Consider the following 21,027-nt stretch of genomic DNA (forward strand, 5'->3'; position numbering starts at 1 on the left):
GTGGTGCTCACCGACCGCGGCTGCGCCTCGGCGTGTGAGCACTTCAGCTCCGCGGTCAAGGACCTGCGCCTCGGACAACTGGCCGGCACCAGGACCGCCGGCGTCATCTCCGGCCCGGCGCAACCGTACCTGCTCGCCAACAACACCCTCCTGAGCTTCCCCACCAGGCACCACCTGGGCCCCGACCGCGAGGTGATCGACAAGATCGGCGTGCCGCCCGACCACTACCTACCCCTGACCCCCACCGACGCCGCCGCCGGACGCGACCCCGCCCTGGCCAAGGCCCTGGCCCTGCTGCACAAGTGAAGGGACCCCCATGAGAAGACTCCTGATCCTCGCCGTGGGAGTGACCGTCCTCGCCACATCCGCCTGCTCCGCCCCCGCGCCGCCCAGAGCCGATGCCCCGCAGGTCAGAACGCCCGGCCCCGCCACCCTGCCCGCCCCCACCGGCACCCACCCGGTCGGCACCACCGCCCTGCATCTGACCGACACCTCCCGCCCCGATCCCTGGGACCCCGACGCCGACGCCAGGCAGCTCAAGGTCACCCTGTGGTACCCGGCCAAGCGGCGCGACGGGCAGCGGGCGCCCTACATGACGGCCAAGGAAGCGGAACTCCTGCTGAAGGGCTCCGGGATCTCGACCGCGCCGTACGACACGCTGAGCAACACACGAACCAACGCCGTCAAGGACGCCGCCCCCTCCGGGCGCGGGCTCCCGCTGGTGGTGCTCTCCCCCGGCTTCACCAAACCGATGAGCACCCTCACCTCCCTGGCCGAGGACCTCGCCAGCCGCGGGTACGTCGTGGCCGGCATCGACCACACCCACGAGAGCTACGCCACCACCCTGTCCGACGGGCGGATCGCCGAATGCCTCGCCTGCGACAGCAACACCGACCCCGGCTTCGGCGCCGGGCTCGTCCAGGGCCGGGCCGCCGACGTCTCCTTCGTCCTCGACCAGTTGACCTCCGAATGGAAGCGTTCCTATCTGATCGACGGCGGAAGGATCGCGATGGTGGGCCAGTCGATCGGCGGGGCCGCCGCCCTGGCGACCATGGTGAAGGACCCCCGGGTGCGCGCCGGGATCGACATGGACGGCACCGGCTATGCCCGTATCCCCAGAAGCGGCCTCTCCCGGCCGTTCATGTTCCTGGGTTCGCGAGAGCATGTCCCGGGCGGCCGCGACACCTCCTGGGACCGCGACTGGAAGCTGCTGACCGGATGGAAGCGCTGGCTCGTGCTGTCGGACGCCGAACACCAGTCCTTCACCGACATCCCGCTGGTGGCGGACGTCCTCGGCCTCGAACCCCTCCCCGGCATGCTGCCAGCGGCCCGTGGCGCGGAGCTCACCCGCACCTACGTGGCGGCCTTCCTCGACCGGCACCTGAAATCACAGCGGCAGCCCCTCCTGGAGGGGCCGTCGTCACGCTACCCGGAGGTCACGTTCTGCCCCGCGACCTGCGGCCGATCCTGAGACCCCGCATCTCCTGGAACCGTCGGAAGGTGTCGAAGGCCACCGGAGGGACCGGAGGGATGAGAGTGGCGGCCATCAGCGCACGGAGAAACGGCGGGTTGTCGGATGCCATATCGCGAAGGCACATCCTTGCCATCATCGGTGGCACGGGGTGGCACCCCTGGAACGCAGAAGGACCCGCGTTTCCGCGGGTCCCAGCGCATCTCGCGATGCCGATCGAGTGTGCCCCCTGCAAGATTCGAACTTGCGCTCCCGGCTCCGGAGGCCGCACAAGATCCCGGCTTTGACCTGGGCATACACTCCGCGTGGGCTTGAGCTATGCGTCCATGGTGCGAACGCAACCACGTCCGTTCTCATTGAACTGTGTCCACTTACACCTGCTATCGGGTTGCAGATGTGGTGTGACTAGGCGAATTCCCGGCGCAGTTGGCCGTGATCTCTGCGAACACGATGTGCCGACCCGCGACTTCCTGATGCGCCCAAACCCGGATCCACGACCTGAACGCAGGATGGAGGAGGGTGTTCCAAGCGATCAAGAATGAGGTCGCCTCGATCATTGTTAGGTCCGCACCCATGTCGTCCGATATCAGCACGTCACGGTCGCCGCGCTGGCCCCATCTTTCCCATCAAGCCTGTCCCCCACCTGTCGTAGACGCGGATGGGATAAGGGCGTCATTCTTGTAGCTATGGACGTCATCAGGAGGGCACAGACAAGAAGGCAGTTATGACGACATTGGCGAGTGTGCGCCTACAAGTTCATCTTCAGGACTGACGCACGCATACAGCTGGGCAGGCGGATCGATTTAAATCCCTAGTGATGGTCAGCGACCCACTCTGCATAGATCAGAGGGGTGACGACATGAAGGGATACGCAAGCCATGACCAAACCCACGCGACCTGCCACGTCTGACGGTTCAAATAGCCCGGCATCGAAATCCGCATCCAGCAAAGAGATCTGCGTCGCCTTAGCCCTGAGCTGCCTCACGCTGGTCGGTGTGGGCTGGCTCTCGCTCGCGGCAGGAAAATCGGCACCAGAAGCATTACTCAACGCCTTGGCTGGATTCACCTCGGCTTTGTATCTATTCGACCAGTATGTTGCGAGAAAGTGACTCGATCGGAGTGCGTGGGTCGAGCGATGAATCACTTCGTGACGACGAGCATGACTACGCACATGACCATGGACAGCCCACCCGCCCGATGATTAGATCGATTGAGACAGTGAGGTGCGCATGACTCAGGGACCGCGCTCGCGACCCCGGATTGGCTGGCAGCCAGAAAGACTACGTCAGGCGAGGGAGCAATACGGCCTATCCCTTGCCAAGGCATGCCGTCAGATGCACGATGCCGCTCGGCAGATGGGTCTGGCCGAGCCAGGGATCACGTCTGCGATGATCTGGAAGCACGAGACCGGAAGGGTTTATCCTAGTCAGCATTACCAAGATCTCTACTGTGCGACGTATGGAATGTCCGAGTCAGCTCTCGGATTCAGGCTACCGATGCCTCGTGACGCCACCGACCGAGAAGGTGAGCCGACCAACCCTGAGGTCTTGACCTGCGCGCCGTATACTGCCCCGCCCGAACCACCACTTGATCAGGACATCGAGAGGAGGATAAGCATGGCACTCCAAAGAGCGATCCGATTCAGCGCCTACGCGGGCACATCCACAGCTGGGGCAGAAGTGCTGGCTCAGATACACGACGAAACTCGCCGTATAGCGGATGCCTACACGCGCGAATCTACGATTACGATTATCGGCGATCTAGTAGAGTTGCAAGGTGTCACCTTCTCACTGATCGAGAGCAACGCTAATCCGCAACAGAAGCGAGACCTCTACCTCTACGCCGGAATAGTTTCCGGACTGCTCGCCGAAGCGAACGAGGACCTAGGCAAGTTCCACGCGTCGCGCATCCATGGACGGACCGCCTTCCTCTGCGCGGAGAACGCGAGCCATGACTCGCTTCGAGCATGGGCTCTGTTCCAGCAGATGAGCACGGCATATTGGGGGGGGTCGCCACAGGAAGCGATACGTCATGCGCGGGTGTCGGCCGATCTGGCATCACGTGTCGCGGGTTCGGGCGGCGCGCGCGTCCACGCGCTGGAAGCACGAGCGTGGGCGGCGCTGGGAAATTCCGTCGCCGCGCAGGCCGCTCTCAATCGGGCTACTGAAGCCCGCGATCGCGCCGCGATCGACGATATCGATGAAATCGGCGGGCATGTCGCTTATCCCCTCGCGCGGCAGTTGTATCACACCGCGAACGCCCTGACATGGATGTCGGGCCATGCGGAGCAGGCCGAACAGAGCGCTCTTGAAGCACTTCAGGTCTACAGTTCAGCGCCGGCGGCCGAGCGCTCCTATATTCCGGAGGCCGCCTGTCAAGTTGATCTGGCAATTGCCCGCGTTGGTCTGCGCGAGATAGAAGGGGCGCGAGATGCGCTCCAACCCGTATTCGATCTTCCGCCGGCTCGGCGTGCGGAAGCAATCCGGACGTCGCTGCAGCGTCTGCATGGCATGCTAAGGCGGCCAGAGTTCGACAACACGAGCATCGCACGTGACCTCCTCTTGGAGATTGACGAGTTCTGTCAATTCACGATGCGCACTGGTATCGTCTGAGTGTCGCTTGGTCGTCAACTAGCCGGGGTATATAAGCCTGTTGAGCATTCGCCTGGCTGGGTGATTGCGAACGGAGCGACACATCGGGCGTCTCATGGTGCGGAGGGGAAAAATCATGACGGTCCTTGGGCACGGGTCCGTACCAGCGGGCACGACCCTCCTGGACTGCACGCTTCGTGACGGTAACTACCAGGTCAAGGGCGGATTCACGCAAGAACAGACCTGTCGTATATTTAGTGCGCTCCAGGCAGCCGGAATATCGTTCATTGAGGTTGGCCATGGATTGGGCATGGGGTCGGGAAGACCATCCGATAGCCCTGAGGGTGTGTCTGACGAGAGTTACATGCGGGCGGCCGCCTCAGTGGCGAAACGCGCATCGTGGGGGATGTTTTTCCAGCCCAGCTTCTCTTCGGCCGCCGATGTGAGGTTGGCCGCGGATTATGGGATGGGCTTCATCCGGATCGGTGTCAACGTCACGGAAACCGATGTCGCGACGTCGGCGATCAGTTGTGCGAAGGATCTCGGGCTGCTCACCTTCGTGAATCTGATGAAGTCTTATGTGCTGTCGGCGGAGGAACTGGCCGAAAGGGCGGCCCAATGCCGAGCATCCGGCGCTGACGCCATCTATCTGGTGGATTCAGCCGGCGGCATGCTGCCACACGATGTTATGGCATATGTGGCGGCCCTCCGATCACGACTCGACTGCCGGATCGGCTTCCACGCGCACAACAACCTTGGCCTCGCGAATGCCAACTGCCTGGCCGCATGGCAAGTCGGTGCCTCATTCATCGACGTAACTTTGCGCGGCGTGGGCCGGGCGAGTGGCAACGCCATCGCGGAACAGGTCGTCGCGATAATGTGCCGGCTCGGGGCGGACCCGCTGCCAGATCTGAGCATGCTGGTCAATGCGGCAGCGGACCTGTTGGATCCCATCGTCACGATGCTCCCTGGGCGCTATGACGCTGTCAGCGGATTCGCGCAGTTTCATTCGTCAAACTTGACGAAGGTGATTCAGTACGCGCACTCAACTGAAGTTGATCCCATCGCCCTTATCGTCGCCATTGCCGAACGCGACAAGATCGACGTCTCCGATGAGCTTCTCGCTGCTGTGGGCTCGCGTCTGGCAGCGGGTGAGTCGGCCAGCGGCTAGCGATCTTTGGTCGTGGGCTTCTGGATGTTTGTGTCAAGTTTTAATGAGGCCCAAGGAAGTCGAGCGTGAGCGACGTAGTCGTCCACGTGGGCGGGTGATGGTCAGTTCAGCTAGAAGTGGCTGACGGTAGATGAGGTTTGCACAGAGCTTCGCATCTCCCGACGAACCGGGGAAAGATGGCGTGCCAGCGGTTTAGGGCCCAGGTCGGCGCAGCTTGGCGACCACGGACCGGTCCGCATCCGTCGTGAGTGGCTGGACAAATGGATCGACGCCTGTACGCGAGCCGCATAGAGTGCGCGAAAAGGGCGAGACTTGCGCCTCGCCCCATCCGCGTTCACGCGTTCAGGTAGTGGAATCCAGGTTTCGGGTGCATCAGGAAGTCGTGGTGCGAGATGTTCCAGGCGTAGGCGCCGGCCATCCCGAACGCGATGACGTCCCCCGCAGCCACCTGCTCGACGGGGATTTGCCGGGCGAAGACGTCCTTTGGTGTACAGAGCTAGCCGACGCCGTGGGCTGACTACGGCCCCGCTGGTCTGAGCGCGATGAAGCTGGGCGTGATCTTGCGTGAGTACGAGATTCGTTCGGCCAACATCCGCTTCCTGGACGGCACCCAGGCCAAGGGGTACCAGCGCACCGATTTCCTCGACGCCTGGGCGCGCTACTGCCCCTTGCCGAGCCCTCCCGACGCCCCGCGGGGCAGCGAGATCCCGCTGTTTGAGGGGGGCGGCCGTCCCAGCCGTCCCAGCCTCGTCATCGCAGGTCAGCGCGGGACGGCTTCTGTTCGTGGGACGGCTTAGCCGTCCCAGCAAAAAAGCCGTCCCAGCCTGACCAGCACAAATGAGGCTGGGACGGCTACCCCCCAAACCGTGCCCGCCCCAACGGCAAGCCGTCCAACACAGCCACCGAAGACTTCACACCTCACCGATCACAACGCCCGAAAGGCAACCACGACCATGGCGACGCGAGCCAAGAGCATGCTCACCATCGCAGAGGTTCTTGACGAGATCGACGTGCCCAGATCCACCTTCTACCGCTGGTTGCACACCGGCCGTGGCCCGAAGTCCCTCAAGCTCCCGAACGGCAAGCGCAAGATCCGGCGTGCCGACCTGGACACCTGGCTCAGCACTTTCGAGAGCACCGCGGCGTAAGGAAGGGCATTCATGTTGACCCATGACGTGGTGGTGTGGAGCATCCGCAACCGGAAGGGGCGCGCCAAGCCCTGCCAGCTTCGATGGAAGGTCGGTACAGAGCCGAAGTCCAAGGCGTTCTTGACCAAGGCACTGGCCGATAGCTTCCGTGCCGACCTGCTCAACGCCGCGAAGAAGGGGGAACTGTTTGACACCGAGACCGGCCTGCCCGCCTTCATGCTGGCGCCGGAAGTCGAAGAGCCGCCTATGAGCTGGTACGACTTCGCCGCCAAGTACACCGCCATGCGCTGGCCCGGCGCCGCGGCGAAGACTCGCGAGAGCATCGTGGACAGCTTGACCGTGGCCACGCTCGCGATGCTCGACGGCGAGGCGCTCGACCTGCCTCGTAAAGAGATCCGCGCCGCCATGCAATGGGCGCTGATTCCCCGCGAGGAGAGCAAGGCGACGCCCGTTGAGCTGGTATCGACCGTGCGGATTCTCCAGAAGTCCACGCTCCCCCTCGCTGACATGGCCAGCCCCATCGTTGCGCGCCGCGTGAGTGAGGCTCTCGACCTCACCCTGGACCAGCGAGCTGCCGCCGCCGACACCACGGCCCGCCGTCGCCGGGGGTTGAACACGGCGCTGGAGTACGGCATTGACCTCGACGAACTCAAGGAGAATCCACTCAAGCGGATCAAGCAAAAGAAGATCGCCAAGGATGATGCCGTAGACAGGCGCGCCGTCGTCAACCCCGAGCAGGCGCGGGAACTGCTCGCCGCTGTGTCCTATGTCGGGAGTTGGCACCGTGCCCGAGGGCGCCGGCTGGTGGCCTTCTATGCCACGCTCTACTTCGCGGGTGTCCGACCTGCCGAGGCCGTAGGGCTACGGCATGCGGCCCTGTCCACCTGGCTCAACGCGGGGGTGGACGCCACCGAGGTAGCCGCCCGCGCGGGCAACAGTGTGGAAGTCCTCCTCAAGCGCTACGCCAAGTGTCTGGATGGCCGCCAAGATCAGAACAACCGCCGCATAGACGCCGTGCTGACCCCGTGAGATCTGGTCCACAGCTGGTCCACAACCAGTGAGCGCCAATGAGAACGGGCGGGACTCCGTGAGACTGGAGTCCCGCCCGTTTCGGCGTTCTACCTGCAGGTCAGCTCATATTCGGGCTGGCCTGGCTTGTGTGCCCCCTGCAAGATTCGAACTTGCGCTCCCGGCTCCGGAGGCCGGTGCTCTATCCCCTGAGCTAAGGGGGCCAACGCGTGATTACATTACCAGCATCCTGAGGGAAACCGACACTCGGTTAGGGAAGCGAGTGATCTCCGGAGCGTGCCCGGGGACGGGGAGAGAGCCGAGGGTGAGAGGTCATCGGGACAGCCGGGCGTTGGCGGGAGGGCGCGAGGCCGCGCCACGCGGGACGGGGCGCCGCCGGACGGGGTCGAGACGGCGCCAGGTGAGGCTGTCAGCACGGGCAAGGCGGGTCACGAGGGGTGGGGGCAGCGAGGACAGGGCGGGCCGGCAAGGACAGGGCGAATCAGCGCGGGGTAGGACGGACGGCGCCTCGGTAGCGGGAGAGATAGTAGGGCGAGGCGGCGAAGTCGGCCGTCCTGACGATGTCGCCGGTCTTGGGGGCATGGACCATGACACCGTCTTTGACGTAGACGCCCACGTGGGTGGGGTCTCCGCTGCCTCCGCCGAAGAAGACGAGATCTCCCGGACGCAGCCGGGAGAAGGGCACCCGGCTGCCCTGCCTGAACTGGGTGCCGGTGTAGTGGGTGAGCCTGGCCCCCGCCTTGGCCCAGGCGTGCAGGGCGAGCCCCGAACAGTCGAAGCCCCCACCGGTCGGGCCCGCGCTCGAGCCGCCGCCCCATACGTATGGCCTGCCGACCTGGCGGAGTGCCGCGGCGGCCGCGATCCGGCCCCGCAGGACCAGGGCGCCTTCGCGCGAGGGCACCGCCCTCCCTCGTGAGGGTGCCGACCGCCCACCGGGGAGGGGCTTCCCCGGAGAGGACGCCGCCCCTCGGCTGGAGCGCGCTTTCCGCCCCTCAGAGGGACGCTGCGGCCGCTTGGCGCCCGCCTGTGAGGACACCGGCCCGGAGGAGGCCGGGAGATCTCTCGGTTCCGCTGAAGAGGACGCGCCGGCCCACACACCCGGGGTGTCCGAGGGCTCCACCGGCCCTCCCGGTTCCGGACCGGAAGAGTCGAACGCCCACCCGGCACCCGCTCCCGGAAGCCCCGGCGGCCGTTCACCGACCGGAGCCGGGGCCAAGACGGGGGCCGGGGCCGAGAAGGAGCCTTGCGAGGACATCGATCGGCCGCCGCCCGCGTCCGGAGAGAACGGGGACCGTGGCTCGCAGGCGGCGGCGAGCGCGGCGTGGATCTCTTCCGGCAGCCAGTGGGGAGTGCCGTCCGGCGGGGCTGCCGGGGAGAGGGAGAGGAGGCGGTCCCAGGCGTCGCAGGCTTCCGGGGAGAGGCGGGGCACGGGGAACGGGGAGCTTCCCGCGAGGGCCGCCGAGAGGATGGTGACGGTGACGAGTGCCGTGATCACGCACGCCCTCCTTGGGCTCGATGAAGGATCGAGGCCTCAGGATCGGCGGGAGGAGGTGATCACCAATGAGCCGAACAGGGTTCTGTGAATAACCCCGTGGAACGACACCTCCCTGTGGACAACCGCGAGTACCCACGTCCAGCGGGGGACCGTCCCGCACCCGCACAGGCTCGTCCCATGGAACAACCTGTTGTTCAGGTCATGATTGCCGCCGAGATGCGCGTCAACTATGGTTGACGCATGGACGACAGGCGGCCGGCAGACTCGTACGGTGACGAAAAACTCGCGGCGCGGCTCCGTGAGCTCGTGGGTGACCGGCACCCTGTGATCGCGGTCGCGACGGTCTCGCCCAAGGGAACGACGGCGGCGAGTGCGGGCGCGCCCCTGAGCGCGGATTTCGAGATCGGCTCGATCTCGAAGGGGGTGACGGGCCTGCTCTACGCCGACGCGCTCGCGCGCGGAGAGATCCGTACGACGTCGACCCTCGGCGAGTTCCTACGGCTCGACGGGACACCGGCGGCGGGGGTGACACTGGCATCGGTCAGCACGCACCGTTCGGGGCTGCCGGGGCTGCCCAGGGCGGCGGAACCGTGGCGACGGACCCTCGCGCTGTGGCGGCACGGGACGAATCCCTACGGTGAGAACCTCGAACAGCTCCTCGCCCAGGCCCAGGGAGTGAAAATCGGAAGGCCACGGGCCCGATACTCCAACTTCGGGTTCGAATTGCTCGGCCACGCGATCGCGCACGCGGCCGGGACGAACTACCGCGATCTCGTCCACGAGCGGGTCGCCGAGCCTTTGGGGCTCGGCGTGTTCTACACGCCTTCAAGCCCGGACGAGCTGCTGCCCGGCGCGGTCATCGGCAGGAGCAGGTCGGGACGGGTACGGCAGCCGTGGACAGGTGAGGCGCTTGGACCGGCGGGTGGCATCCGGGCGTCGATCGAGGACATGGCGCGCCTGACGTCCGCCCTGCTCGACGGCACGGCCCCCGGTGTCGCGGCTCTCGACCCCGTGGCGAACCTCTCCGGGCCGGCGGTGCGCATCGGCGCCGCGTGGATCACCGTCGAAGTGAAGAAGCGTCCCATCACCTGGCACAACGGTGGCACCGGCGGGTTCCGTACGTGGCTCGGAATCGACCGTGCGGCGGGCACCGGTGTGATCGTCATGTCCGCGACCTCGGTCTCGGTGGACCGCCACGGGTTCGCCCTGCTGGCGCGGCTCACCGGGGAGGAAGGCCGATGATCACCGGGCACCGCCCGCCACGGCCGGTGTCCGGGACCTCCCGCCTCCCTCGCCTTTTCGCCCCTCCGGCCCTCTCCGACCGCCTTCCCACCTCTCCCGCGACGTGTCCGCCGCACCCAGAGTTCTCGGGGAAAAAGCGGGAAACACCTGTCGCCTGTGGATAGCTGTGCGTACACATCCTCGGAAACCCGCGCGGTGGCGAGGGAGAGGAGTTAGCCTCACGCCGTGGGAGAGGTTCTGGGCAGGGTCTTGGTAGTGGATGACGACGACGTCATCCGGCAGCTCATCGCGGTCAACCTGACCCTGGAGGGGTTCCAGGTGGATACGGCCTCCGACGGGCAGGATTGCCTGGACCGGGTGCTGGACGTGATGCCCGACGTCATCACGCTGGACGTCATGATGCCCAGACTGGACGGCTGGATGACCGCCACCAGGCTGCGCAACGACGAGGGGACCAGCCATATCAAGGTGGTCCTGATCACCGCGCGGGCGCAGGAGGACGACAAGCGGCGCGGCTTGGGAATCGGGGTCGACGCCTACCTCACGAAACCCTTCGACCCGGCGGAGCTGATCCAGGTCGTCCGCGAGCTGGCCCTGACCGCGCGCAGCGGCCAGGGCAAGGCCTGACCTTACGGGGCATGTCGTCGCGGGCCGCGTCATCGGCCGGCCCTTACGAAGCCATGCCGGCCGGCCTTCACGAGGCCACGCCGACCGGCCCTCACAAGGCCACGTGATCCACGGGGTCCACGCGATCCACGCGGGTCAGAGCAGGCCGTCCCGGTGGGCCACGGCGGCCGCCTGGGTGCGGGAGGAGACGCCCAGCTTGCCCAGGATGTTGGAGACGTGCACGCTCACCGTCTTCTGCGCGATGAACAACCGCTCGCCGATCTCGCGGTTGGGCAGGCCCTCGGCCACCAGGGCGAGCACCTCCCGCTCACGGGAGGTGAGCACGGTCGGCGGCGCGGAGGTGAAGCGCGCCCTGCGGCCCAGCTCCGCCAGAGCCGCGCCGAGCGGCCGGGCGCCCAGTGACTCGGCGGCCTCGACGGCGAGCTTCCATTCCTTCAGGGCGGCGGCACGGTCGCCCTCGACGAGCAGCGCCTCCGCCAGCCGCCACCGTGAGCGCGCGACCTCGTAGACGAATCCGAAGTCGAAGGCCTCGACCACCGCGCGCCACGCCGCGACGGCGGGACGGCCGTGCGCGCGGTGCCATTCGGCCTCGGCCCTGGCCAGCCAGGCCAGTCCCTCGGGGCCGAGCGGGCCGCGCCGCACGGAGCCGGGGCCGACGGCGGCGGGCACCCTGGCCCGCTCCAGGAAGGCGTCGGCCTCCTCCGTGCGTCCCAGGTCCGTCAGCGCCCACAGGGCGGTGCTGCTGAGCCGGATCACGGCGGGGTCGTTGGGAAGGACGACGTCGAGCCCCGCGCGGGCGTGTTCGAGCGCCGCCTCCGGGTCGCCGCGCCACAGGGCGTGCTCGGCGGCCAGGCCACGGCTCATGGTGGTGACCGTCACCTCATCGGGCCAGAAGGACTCCAGCCACGACAGGCGGTCCTCGACGACGGGAAGGCCCCTGGCCACCTCGACGAAGAGCGCGAAGGACGACAGGAGCGCCTCCGGCGGGGTGCCGACGCGGACGGCGAACCCGGAGGCGACCTTCTCCGCCAGGTCCCACTCCCCCGCGACGTAGTGGATCAGAAGGCGAAGAAAGCGCAGGTCGGTGCCGTAGGTGCTCCAGTTGAGGCCGCTCTCGCGTGCGAGCCGCAGCCCCCGGTCGGTGGTGGTCGCCGCCTCGGCGAGGTCGCCGCTCTCGTACTGGACCCGGGCGTAGGTGAACATGGCCCGCAGGTCGATGGCGAGGTTGCCCGAGCTCTCGGCGCTCGCGCAGGCGAGCAGTTCCTTGGCCCGGGAGATGTCGTCGGCGAGCGCGGCGAGGGCCGCGAGGGTGATCAGCGCGCTGGTCTCCGCGTCGGCGGCGCCGCTCGCGCGAGCCGTCTCCAGGGCGCGGCGGGCCAGGGCCTCGACCTCGTCGTGCCGCTCGGTCCAGTAGAGCGAGCGGGCGTAGGTCGCGAGCGCACGGGCGAGCACCGGCCCCTCCGGCGCCGCCTCGACGGCCGCGTACGCGGCGGCGATCGAGCCCTCGACGTCCTCGGTGTCGATGAGGTAGTACGACAGCCGCTCGTTGATCTCGGCGGAGGGCGGGAGGCGCCGGAGCTGGGAGATCGCCCGGTGGTTGTCGCCGCTGTCGGCCGCCGCGGCGGCGCTGCGCGCGGCGAGGGCGACGTGGTCGATCCCGGCCAGCCGCTCGGCGTCGGGAACCCGGTCCCAGAGCCCGAGCGCCCGGTCGAAGTGGCGGTGCGCCTCGGCGGGAGCCCCCAGCCGCTCGGCCCTCCGCCCGGCCTCCACGGACGCGGCCAGCGCCCCCGGCAGGTCGTGACCGGCCAGGTAGTGGTGGGCGAGCTCGGCCGCCGACCCCCCTCGGGCGGTCAGCAGGCGGGCGAACTCGGCGTGCATCCTGGTCCGCTCGCCGGGCAGCAGGTCGTTGTAGACGACCTCCTGGAGAAGCGCGTGCCGGAAGGCGTAGCCGTACTCCCCGTCGGGGCGGAGCAGGCCGCGCGAGACGATCTCCCGCATGCCCTCCTCGAAGGCCAGGTCGTCGAGGCCGGAGGCCTGCTGGAGCAGGTCGTGGTCGGCTCGGCGGCCCGCTACGGCCGCGCCGCCGAGCACTCGCTGCGCGGGGTCGGAGAGCAGCTCCGCCCGGGAGAGCAGCAGGCCGGCCAGGCCGTCGGGCATCGAGGAGCCCTTGGAGGCGGCCTCCAGCAACTCCTGGGCGTAGAAGGGATTGCCCTCGGCCCGGTCGACGACCTTCCGCATCACCCCGGCGTCGGTGCCGCCGAGCGCGGCCAGGTAGTCGGTCATCTCGTGGCGGTCGAGAGGCTCCAGCTCCACCGGCGTCACCGAGGGGAGGCGCTTGAGCTCGGCGAGGACCCGGCGCAGCGGGTGACGGCGGTGGAGGTCGTCGGTGCGGTAGGTGCCGACGAGGCAGACGCGCTCGGTCTGCAGCATCCGGCTGAGGAAGACCAGCAGGTCGCGGGTGGACTGGTCGGCCCAGTGCAGGTCCTCGAGGACGAGCAGCACGGGCCGCGTGGACAGGAAGCCGAGCACCGAGCCGAAGAGCTGCTGCTGCGTCAGGCCCGACGTGCTATCCCTGCCGGAGTCGGTGCCGCCGGGCAACAGCCTGCCGAGGACCGGCCGCGCGTCGATCGCCGCGCGCAGCTCCCCGCGCGCCGAACGCAGGGCGTCGGCGAGCGGGAGGTAGGGGAGGGCGTCGCCGAGTTCGGCGCACTGGCCGATGAGCACGGCGAATCCGGCGGCCTCGGCACGCTCGGCCAGCTCGGTGATCAGACGGGTCTTGCCGATGCCCGCGTCACCTCCCACGAGGGCCACCCCCGCCTGCCCCGTGGCCGCGGTGTCGAGCACGGCGGTGAGGCGATCGAGCTCGACCGACCGCCCGATCAGAACACCCCGCGTGCTTTGCCACCCCACGTCGGCGAGTATCGCACGCGGTACCGACGGAATCGACATTCCGGCTGCGGGGCCCATTGGACCCCGGCAGGGGACGAACATGGACCGATTGGTACACCAAAGGGTCCGGGCATTGGCCCTGACGGCGAGGACCGGGACGACCTTAGGGTCGGGGCATGATCTCGCCGTCCACATTACTGATCTTCTCGCTCGCCTCGCTGGCCCTGGTCCTGGTACCGGGCCCGAACCACATCTACATCATCACCCGCGCCGTCTCCCAGGGCCGGGCCGCCGGTGTGGCGAGCGCGTTCGGCGTCGAGGTGGGCACGCTGGTGCACATCGCCGCGGCGGCGGCCGGTCTCTCGTACGTGATCGCGCGGTCGGCGACCCTGTTCAACGTGATCAAGTGGGCGGGCGTGGCCTACCTGGTCTACCTGGGCGTCCGGGCGCTGACGAGCAGGCAGGAGTTCGCGAGCCGGGAGGCCGCACCGCAGCCGCTTCGGGCGATCTTCCTCGAGGGGGTGGTCGTCAACGTGCTCAACCCCAAGGTGATCCTCTTCTTCCTCGCGTTCCTGCCCCAGTTCGTGGAGCCCGAGGCGGGCGCGGTGCCGCTGCAGATCGCCGTCCTGGGGGGAACCCTGCTGTTCCTGGGCCTGCTCTCCGACATGATCTACGCCATGGCGGCGGGCGCCGTCGGCGGGCGGCTGAGGACCAGGGCACCGCTGATCGGCCAGTTGAGCGGGGTCGTCTACCTGGGTCTCGGCGTCGCGACCGCGCTCTCCGGCCGCTCCGTCTGAACGCCGGGACGGCGTCAGGCGGAGAGCGCGCCCGGGATGCGGTCCAGGATCGGGTAGGGCATGAGCCCGTACGCGTAGAAGTCGACCGCGTCGGCTCCCGAGGCCCGCACGGCGCGGACCTTGGCGGCGAGGCGGTCGGCCGAGTCGGTGTCCGGCAGGCCCGGCCGCAGGACGACCCGCAGCTCCTTGTCCTTGCCCGTCGAGCGGCGGTAGGCGACCACGTCGTCGGCCACCCTGGCCGCGTCGCGGGCGTAGGCGAGCACGCCGAGCGAGGGCACCAGGTCGCCGAGGGCGACCAGGTCGACGCCGAGCTGCCAGGAGTCGTGCGCGGCGAGCCCGGGTGAGGGCAGGCCGTCGGTGTAGCCCTTGACGGCGCCGGTGGCGTCGAGGAAGACGAGGCGCGAGCCCTCGGCGGTGACGGCGGTGGAGACCTCGGAGACCAGCGAGGTCACCACCTCGGAACGGGCCCGCGCGTAGGCGACCACCTCGGGCCCCGCGTACGCGGTCAGCGCGGCGCGGGTCACCTCGCCCTGGGCGGGAGGGTCGCCGTCGAACACGGCGCCCACGATCCTGGAGCACTCCTCGCGCGCCACCTCCGCGTTGACGCCCAGGTCGGCGGCGCGGCGCATGCAGAAGCCGCAGAAGCACAGGCCGAGCAGGAACGCGTCCATCGGCCCGAGCGGGACGAAGCTGCGCTCGTGGTGGTAGCCGTGGCCGAAGGTGCCGAAGTGCAGCGCCTCGGCCACCACGCTGTCGACGCCCTGCCTGGCCACCGCCCGCCCCATCGCGACCGCGTACAGGCGCACGTCGGGGTGGGAGGGGCACAGGTCGGCGGGCGAGCCGCGGTCGCCGAAGCAGTTGCGTACGGTCACGTCCGGGTCGGCCAGACCGAGCGTGGTGTTCTGCAGGAAGACGGTCCAGCCGTGCAGCGCGAGCCCGCGCTCGGCGGTGGCCCGGCGCAGAGCGGCCAGCGGCTCGTCCCCGGCCCCGTCCTGGACGGGCGGGACCAGCCGCAGCCCGCCGAACAGGTCGGCGGGCGGCGTGAAGTGCGCGCCGTCCCTGCGGAGCGTCACCCGGGAACGGCCGTGCGGGGTGACGTCACGGGCACGGTGGTAGGCCGCGGCCACGGTCACGCCCGTCACGCCGTATCCGGTGATCCGGTCGAGGACCGCGTCGAGGCCCTCCCCGCGCACGTCCTCGACGTAGACGTATAGCGAGCTGTCCAAGCCACCGCCCTCCCACGAAGTCGGTCAGACTCTAACGCGGCTTGTAGGCCACGAAGTCGATCTCGACGAGGATGTCCATCAGGTCGGAGCCGACGGTCGTGCGGACCGGGTACGGGCGGGTGAAATACGACTTGTACACCTCGTTGTAGGCGGCGAAGTCACGCTTGAGGTGCTCCAGGTGCACGGTCGACTTCACCACGTCGTCGAAGCCGAGCCCGTGCGCCGCGAGGATCGCGCCGAGGTTGCGCATCACCTGGTGGGTCTGCTCGGCCACGTCGGTCCCGACGACCTCGCCGGTCTCGGGGCTGAGCGGCCCCATGCCCGAGGTGTAGACGAAGTCGCCGACCACGAGGCCCTGCGAGTACGCCCCGACGGGCGCCGCGCCCTCGTCGGTCCTCAGCTCCTGCTTGTCGCTCATCTCAGCATTCCTCACAACGGAAACACGACATTAGAAAAAGGTGTTTATCAGATCGACGACGACGTACTCCTCGTCGACCACCGGCATGGTCCGCCACTTGTCGAAGGCGGTGCACGGGTGGGAGATGCCGAACGACACCAGGTCCCCCGGTTTCACCGGCGAGCCCGGCGCCAGCCTCAGGACGGTGTGCTGGTCCTGGACCTTGAGCACCGTCGCGTCCGCGACGGCTCCGCGCGGGATCGGCGGCCCCTCGTCGAAGGGGGCGTCGCGCTTGCCGAACCCGACCACGGCCAGACCGGGCTCGGGGACGCTCAGCACGTGCGCCCAGATCTCCAGCGCCGCGCGCAGCTCCCCGTCGATCCGGGTGTACGGGGTGCGCTCGCGGTAGTAGCCGTCGTCGTGGGAGACGTAGGCGCCGCTGCGCAGCATCACCCTGGCCTGGCAGGCGGCGAGCTCGCGGCCGATCACGTCGAACCACTGGCTGCCGCCCACCGACAGGATCGGGTCGCGCACCCGCAGGTGCTCCAGTGCCTCCAGCAGCCGGTGCAGGTAGGCCCGCACCTCCTCCGCCGAGCCCAGCGACCCCTCGTACCCGGCGACGCCCGCCGGCTCCACCCCCTCGGCCGCCTGCGCCGCCGAGGCGACCTCCAGCAGCTGGGCGAGGGTACGGCAGCCGCCCCGCCCGCCCTCGTGGCCGAGCTCGGCCAGCACGCGGAACGGCCTGGCCCCGGCGTGCCGGGAGAGCGCCTCGACCCCGGCCACCGAGTCGACGAAGCAGAGGAACTCGAACGCGGGATCCTCGGCCAGCTGGGCGGCGAGGGCGGACAGCCCGGCCGGGTCGAAGACCTGGTTGGCGAGGACGATCCGGGAGACACCGAACTCGCGCAGGGTGAGCGCCTGGCTGGGGGTGGCGACCGTGAGCCCCCACGCGCCCGCGTCGAGCTGCGCCCCGACCAGTTCGGGCGACATGGTGGTCTTGGCGTGCGGGGCGAAGGTGAGCCCGTACTCCCGGGTGAAGGCCGCGAGGGTCGCGATGTTGTGCTCCAGCGCGGCGCGGTGGGCCACCATCACGGGGAAGGTGAACGCCCCGCCGAACAGCGAGGCCCCCAGCGCCGCCCCGGGATCCACGATCCCCTTCACGTCCCGTCCCCCCTCTGGTCGCCTCGGCGGGTCCGCCGGCTCGCCGGCCGCCGGATCCGGGCGTGGGAGATCGCGTCCCCGCCGGCCGCCCTGAGGACCCTATCCTCACGATCCTCACGGCGCCCTCTCCAGGGCCGTGCCCTCGTGGCTTCCTGAGGGCTCAGGGGCGCAGCGCCCTGCCGGGGGTGGCGCCGGTGAGCTCTCCTCCGGCGAGGACCGGGACCCCGGAGACCAGGACGTCGCCGATCCCGGTGGCCGGGGTGCGCGGGACGGCGTACGTGGCCAGGTCGGCGACCGCGGTGGCGTCGAGGACGACGAGGTCGGCGACCTGCCCGGAGCGGACGAGGCCCCGCCCTTCGAGGCCGAAGCGGCGGGCCGGGTGCGAGGCGAGGTGGACGACGGCCTGCTCCAGGGTCCAGTCGCCGGTCTCGCGGACGTGGTGGCCGAGCATCCTGGCGAACGCCCCGTAGCCCCGGGGGTGGGGGTGGCCGCCCACGTAGATGCCGTCGGAGCCGCCGGTGTGGGCCGGGTGGCGCAGGATCGCGCGGACCGACGCCTCGCCCTCGGGGCCCTCGTCGGGGCGGGCCGACACGCATCCGGCCTCCAGCCGGGTGTCGATCAGGATCCTGCGGCAGAACTCTCCCGGCTCCAGCCCCGCCTCGGCGGCGGCGTCGGGCAGCGTCATCCCCTCGGCCCACTCGGCGCCGGGCACGTGGGAGAAGGTGATCCTCGGCCAGAGCGTCTCGTCCCACTCGATCGGCTCGGACTCCAGGACCTCCAGCGCGCGGTCGGTGTCGGCGGCCGGGACCCAGGAAGGCAGCGCGACCATCGCGAGGATCGTGCTGCCCCGCAGGTAGGGGTAGGTGTCGAAGGTGATGTCGATCCCCATGAGCCGGGCCTCGTCGACCAGCGGCAGGAGCGTGGCGGCCGGGCCGTGGTAGTGCGAGACGTGCACGGCGGCGCCCGAGCGCCGGGCGATGTCCGTCACCTCGGCCATCCCCGCGGGGGCCGCGGCGCCGTACCCGCGCATGTGCGTCACGTAGGGCAGGTGGTCCAGCGGCGCGCAGAGCGCGGCGATCTCGGCGGCGTCGGCGTAGCGGCCCGGGGCGTACTCGAGGCCGGTGGAGAGACCGCAGGCCCCCTCCGACAGGCCGCGCTCGACGCGGGCCAGCATCGCGGCCAGCTCGCCGGCGGTGGCGGCCCGCTCGGCGGCGCCCATCACGTCGTGGCGGATCGTGCCGTGCGGCAGCAGGTACGCGGTGTTCAGGGCGGTCGCCCGGTCGTAGCCCGCGAGCAGTTCCCCGACGCCGATCGGCCCGTCGGCCGAGGGATGGACACCGTTGACGGCCGCGAAGTAGCGGGTGGCGTAGGCGAAGGTCTCCGGGGTGGTGGAGGGGGCGAAGGAGAGCCCGTCCTGGCCGAGGACGAACGTGGTCACGCCCTGCCGGAGCGCGGCGAGCTGCACCTCCTTGTCGAGGACGAGGGCGTCGCCGTGGGCGTGGCAGTCGACGAGGCCGGGCATGACGTGGCGCCCGGCGGCCTCGACGACGGTCGTGGCGTCCGCGCCGTCGAGCCGGCCCACGGCGGTGATCCGGTCACCGTCGACACCGATGTCGGCGCGGCAGGCGGGGGCTCCGGTGCCGTCGAGCACCCAGCCATCCCTGATCAATACATCGAACGACATGCCGGGATTCAATCACCCGGAAGGTGTTCGCCACCTCCAGCGCTCGCCTTCGTTCTCCCTGCCCATGTCCTGGATTTCCCCTCGATCACGGAGTGGGGGAATTTGGGCCCCCCACCCCCTTGACCGTAACGTGTCAGGGATGGTGCCATCTTTCCCTAGTTAGGAACCTTTCCTAACTAGATGATCGCAGAGAGGGCACCCCCTGTGCATGCGAGACCGCGCCTCCAACGCCTCCAGCGCCCCCCACGCCCCTCGACCGCCCTCGTCCTGACACTGGCGTCGGCACTGATCGCATCGGTGTTCGTGCTGGCGGCGCCGCCCGGCTTCGCAGCGGACTCCCTGCTCTCCCAGGGCCGCCCGGCCACCTCGTCCTCCGACGAGGACGCCACGCTGCTCCCCGCCGCCGCCTTCGACGGCGACACCGCCACCCGCTGGGCCTCCGCCGAGGGCCACGACCCCGAGTGGATCCGCGTCGACCTCGGCGCCTCCGCCACGATCTCCCGGGTCAAGCTGACCTGGGAGGCGGCGTACGGGAAGTCGTACCGCGTCGAGGTCTCGCCCGACGGCTCCACCTGGACCCCCGCCTACTCGACCACCACCGGCGACGGCGGCGTCGACGACCTGGCCCTGTCGGGCACCGGCCGCTACGTGCGGATGTACGGGACCGCGCGGGGCACCTCCTACGGCTACTCGCTGTACGAGATGGAGGTCTACGGCAGCACGGGGGGCACGACCCCGACGCCCACTCCGACGATCACCCCGCCCCCCGGCGGCCCCGGCGTGCCGTTCGGCTCCCACAAGATCCCCTACGCGGCCGGGATGCTGCGCCCGACCGGCGCCCAGGCCACGCTCGACCAGAAGGTGGTCGACTACTACCAGCGCTGGAAGGCCGCGTTCGTCAAGCAGAACTGCGGCAACGGCTGGTACCAGATCATCTCCCCCGACGCCGACCACCCGTACGTGGCCGAGGCGCAGGGCTACGGCATGGTCATCACCGCCACGATGGCCGGGGCCGACCCCGACGCGAAGAAGATCTTCGACGGCCTGGTGAAGTACGTCCTGGCCCACCCGTCGTCGATCACCCCCGGCCTGCTCGCCGCCGAGCAGAACACCTCCTGCCAGAGCGTCAACGGCGGCGACTCCGCCACCGACGGCGACCTGGACGTGGCCTACGGGCTGCTGCTCGCCGACCGGCAGTGGGGCAGCTCGGGCACCTACAACTACCGGCAGCTCGCGATCAACCACATCAACGCCATCAAGGCCGGTGAGGTCAACGCGACCACCAAACTCATGAAGCTCGGCGACTGGAGCAGCGCGGGCGACCAGTACTACTGGATCAGCCGCTCCTCCGACTGGATGATCGACCACTTCAGGGCGTTCCGTAAGGCCACCGGCGACACGACCTGGGACACCGTCCGCACCAACCACCAGAACCTGATCGCCTCCCAGCAGTCCGCCTACGCCCCGAACACGGGCCTGCTCGCCGACTTCGTCGTCGACACCAACACCACCCCGAAGCCCGCACCGAACCAGGTGCTGGAGGACGCCAACGACGGCAAATTCTGGTGGAACGCCTGCCGCGACCCGTGGCGGATCGGCAACGACGCGGTGACCAGCGGCGACGCCAGGTCGCTCGCCGCCGCGCGCAAGCTCAACACCTGGATCAAGGGCAAGGCCGGCGGCAACCCGAACAACATCGCGGTCGGCTACTCCCTCAACGGCACCCAGATCTCCAGCGGCAGCGAACCGGCCTACTTCGCCCCGTTCGCGGTGGCGGCGATGACCGACTCCGGCAGCCAGGCCTGGCTGGACGCCCTGTGGAACAAGATGCTCAACACCCCGTTCACGGCGAGCGACTACTACTCCACCAGCATCCAGCTCCAGGTCATGATCACCGTGACCGGCAACCACTGGGTGCCCTGACCCTCACCCGGACCGGCGTGGCCCCCGCCCTCGCGCGGGGGCCGCGCTCTCCTCACCGAGGACGAAGGCCCGGCGTCGCGCGCGGCCGTCCCCGGCCGGAAGGGGTCACCTCCTGGACGGCCTCGGCCTGCCGGACGAGGCCGGCGGACACGAAACCGAGCACGTGGTCGCGCGGG

General features: G+C 69.1%; 18 protein-coding genes, 2 tRNA genes and 1 pseudogene. 13 read left to right on the forward strand and 8 right to left on the reverse strand.

What is annotated here, in order from left to right; genetic code table 11:
* Together ACVCAG_RS15195 and ACVCAG_RS15200 are read left to right on the forward strand one after the other, a co-directional pair.
* Positions 1–306: S41 family peptidase (locus ACVCAG_RS15195; protein WP_447189952.1), on the forward strand; the 306-nt coding region annotated here is incomplete at its 5' end.
* Between the two features lie 10 nt (positions 307–316).
* Positions 317–1,471 carry an alpha/beta hydrolase gene (locus tag ACVCAG_RS15200; RefSeq protein WP_440083995.1) on the forward strand — a complete coding sequence of 385 codons (1,155 nt, stop codon included), beginning with the start codon at positions 317–319 and terminating at the stop codon, positions 1,469–1,471.
* A gap of 223 nt (positions 1,472–1,694) precedes the next feature.
* Here ACVCAG_RS15200 and ACVCAG_RS15205 read toward each other — a convergent pair.
* Positions 1,695–1,765, reverse strand: a tRNA-Ser gene (locus ACVCAG_RS15205).
* 584 nt (positions 1,766–2,349) lie between these two features.
* Here ACVCAG_RS15205 and ACVCAG_RS15210 point away from each other — a divergent pair.
* From ACVCAG_RS15210 to ACVCAG_RS15240, 7 genes and pseudogenes are all read left to right on the forward strand, one after another.
* Positions 2,350–2,580, forward strand: coding sequence for a hypothetical protein (locus ACVCAG_RS15210; RefSeq protein WP_440083996.1), 231 nt, complete (start codon positions 2,350–2,352; stop codon positions 2,578–2,580).
* Positions 2,581–3,087: 507 nt separating this feature from the next.
* Positions 3,088–4,083: a hypothetical protein gene (locus ACVCAG_RS15215; RefSeq protein WP_440083997.1), complete on the forward strand. Its 996-nt coding sequence runs from the start codon at positions 3,088–3,090 to the stop codon at positions 4,081–4,083.
* A gap of 115 nt (positions 4,084–4,198) precedes the next feature.
* Positions 4,199–5,233 (forward strand): hypothetical protein, encoded by a 1,035-nt coding sequence (locus tag ACVCAG_RS15220; RefSeq protein WP_440083998.1) that lies wholly within the window; start codon positions 4,199–4,201, stop codon positions 5,231–5,233.
* A gap of 120 nt (positions 5,234–5,353) precedes the next feature.
* Positions 5,354–5,524 carry a helix-turn-helix domain-containing protein gene (locus ACVCAG_RS15225; protein ID WP_440084204.1) on the forward strand — a complete coding sequence of 57 codons (171 nt, stop codon included), beginning with the start codon at positions 5,354–5,356 and terminating at the stop codon, positions 5,522–5,524.
* A gap of 224 nt (positions 5,525–5,748) precedes the next feature.
* Positions 5,749–6,030, forward strand: a pseudogene (locus ACVCAG_RS15230) (DUF3631 domain-containing protein); the annotation flags it as partial.
* 156 nt (positions 6,031–6,186) lie between these two features.
* On the forward strand, positions 6,187–6,381 hold the full coding sequence (locus tag ACVCAG_RS15235; protein ID WP_440083999.1) for a helix-turn-helix domain-containing protein: 195 nt from the start codon (positions 6,187–6,189) through the stop codon (positions 6,379–6,381).
* Between the two features lie 12 nt (positions 6,382–6,393).
* A complete protein-coding gene (locus ACVCAG_RS15240; RefSeq protein WP_440084000.1) occupies positions 6,394–7,410 on the forward strand; it encodes a hypothetical protein in 1,017 nt (338 codons plus the stop codon).
* Positions 7,411–7,541: 131 nt separating this feature from the next.
* Here the strand turns inward: ACVCAG_RS15240 and ACVCAG_RS15245 are convergent.
* Both ACVCAG_RS15245 and ACVCAG_RS15250 read right to left on the reverse strand, forming a co-directional pair.
* Positions 7,542–7,613: transfer RNA gene (locus tag ACVCAG_RS15245), tRNA-Arg, on the reverse strand.
* Positions 7,614–7,891: 278 nt separating this feature from the next.
* Complete coding sequence (locus tag ACVCAG_RS15250; protein ID WP_440084001.1) at positions 7,892–8,311, reverse strand: NlpC/P60 family protein; 420 nt, start codon at positions 8,309–8,311, stop codon at positions 7,892–7,894.
* Between the two features lie 834 nt (positions 8,312–9,145).
* Here ACVCAG_RS15250 and ACVCAG_RS15255 point away from each other — a divergent pair.
* Positions 9,146–10,147, forward strand: a complete 1,002-nt coding sequence (locus ACVCAG_RS15255) for a serine hydrolase (protein ID WP_440084002.1) — start codon at positions 9,146–9,148, stop codon at positions 10,145–10,147.
* Positions 10,148–10,384: 237 nt separating this feature from the next.
* Complete coding sequence (locus ACVCAG_RS15260; protein ID WP_440084205.1) at positions 10,385–10,774, forward strand: response regulator; 390 nt, start codon at positions 10,385–10,387, stop codon at positions 10,772–10,774.
* Positions 10,775–10,909: 135 nt separating this feature from the next.
* On the opposite strand, the gene ACVCAG_RS15265 is transcribed toward ACVCAG_RS15260, so the two are convergent.
* Positions 10,910–13,684, reverse strand: coding sequence for an AAA family ATPase (locus ACVCAG_RS15265; protein ID WP_440084003.1), 2,775 nt, complete (start codon positions 13,682–13,684; stop codon positions 10,910–10,912).
* 155 nt (positions 13,685–13,839) lie between these two features.
* Here ACVCAG_RS15265 and ACVCAG_RS15270 point away from each other — a divergent pair, with 155 nt between their 5' ends.
* Positions 13,840–14,460, forward strand: a complete 621-nt coding sequence (locus ACVCAG_RS15270) for a LysE family transporter (RefSeq protein WP_440084004.1) — start codon at positions 13,840–13,842, stop codon at positions 14,458–14,460.
* Between the two features lie 14 nt (positions 14,461–14,474).
* Here ACVCAG_RS15270 and ACVCAG_RS15275 read toward each other — a convergent pair whose 3' ends face one another.
* The 4 genes from ACVCAG_RS15275 to ACVCAG_RS15290 all read right to left on the reverse strand — a co-directional run bounded on the left by ACVCAG_RS15275 (position 14,475) and on the right by ACVCAG_RS15290 (position 18,928).
* Positions 14,475–15,686: a hypothetical protein gene (locus tag ACVCAG_RS15275; RefSeq protein ID WP_447189953.1), complete on the reverse strand. Its 1,212-nt coding sequence runs from the start codon at positions 15,684–15,686 to the stop codon at positions 14,475–14,477.
* Between the two features lie 31 nt (positions 15,687–15,717).
* A complete protein-coding gene (locus ACVCAG_RS15280; RefSeq protein ID WP_362679598.1) occupies positions 15,718–16,104 on the reverse strand; it encodes a Rid family detoxifying hydrolase in 387 nt (128 codons plus the stop codon).
* A 30-nt stretch (positions 16,105–16,134) separates the two neighbouring features.
* Positions 16,135–17,244, reverse strand: coding sequence for an alanine racemase (locus tag ACVCAG_RS15285; RefSeq protein WP_440084006.1), 1,110 nt, complete (start codon positions 17,242–17,244; stop codon positions 16,135–16,137).
* A gap of 160 nt (positions 17,245–17,404) precedes the next feature.
* Positions 17,405–18,928: an amidohydrolase family protein gene (locus ACVCAG_RS15290; protein WP_440084007.1), complete on the reverse strand. Its 1,524-nt coding sequence runs from the start codon at positions 18,926–18,928 to the stop codon at positions 17,405–17,407.
* A 297-nt stretch (positions 18,929–19,225) separates the two neighbouring features.
* On the opposite strand from ACVCAG_RS15290, the gene ACVCAG_RS15295 reads away from it, so the two are divergent.
* Complete coding sequence (locus tag ACVCAG_RS15295; protein ID WP_447189954.1) at positions 19,226–20,851, forward strand: glycosyl hydrolase family 8; 1,626 nt, start codon at positions 19,226–19,228, stop codon at positions 20,849–20,851.
* The last annotated feature ends 176 nt before the right edge of the window (positions 20,852–21,027 follow it).

The organism is Streptosporangium sp. G12, assembly GCF_052983175.1.

Bases quoted from the DNA above. Each gene is read 5' to 3' on its own strand.
- ACVCAG_RS15200 (WP_440083995.1), top strand. From the start codon at position 317: ATGAGAAGACTCCTGATCCTCGCCGTGGGAGTGACCGTCCTCGCCACA.
- ACVCAG_RS15210 (WP_440083996.1), top strand. From the start codon at position 2,350: ATGACCAAACCCACGCGACCTGCCACGTCTGACGGTTCAAATAGCCCG.
- ACVCAG_RS15215 (WP_440083997.1), top strand. From the start codon at position 3,088: ATGGCACTCCAAAGAGCGATCCGATTCAGCGCCTACGCGGGCACATCC.
- ACVCAG_RS15220 (WP_440083998.1), top strand. From the start codon at position 4,199: ATGACGGTCCTTGGGCACGGGTCCGTACCAGCGGGCACGACCCTCCTG.
- ACVCAG_RS15235 (WP_440083999.1), top strand. From the start codon at position 6,187: ATGGCGACGCGAGCCAAGAGCATGCTCACCATCGCAGAGGTTCTTGAC.
- ACVCAG_RS15240 (WP_440084000.1), top strand. From the start codon at position 6,394: ATGTTGACCCATGACGTGGTGGTGTGGAGCATCCGCAACCGGAAGGGG.
- ACVCAG_RS15255 (WP_440084002.1), top strand. From the start codon at position 9,146: ATGGACGACAGGCGGCCGGCAGACTCGTACGGTGACGAAAAACTCGCG.
- ACVCAG_RS15270 (WP_440084004.1), top strand. From the start codon at position 13,840: ATGATCTCGCCGTCCACATTACTGATCTTCTCGCTCGCCTCGCTGGCC.
- ACVCAG_RS15280 (WP_362679598.1), bottom strand. From the start codon at position 16,104: ATGAGCGACAAGCAGGAGCTGAGGACCGACGAGGGCGCGGCGCCCGTC.
- ACVCAG_RS15290 (WP_440084007.1), bottom strand. From the start codon at position 18,928: ATGTCGTTCGATGTATTGATCAGGGATGGCTGGGTGCTCGACGGCACC.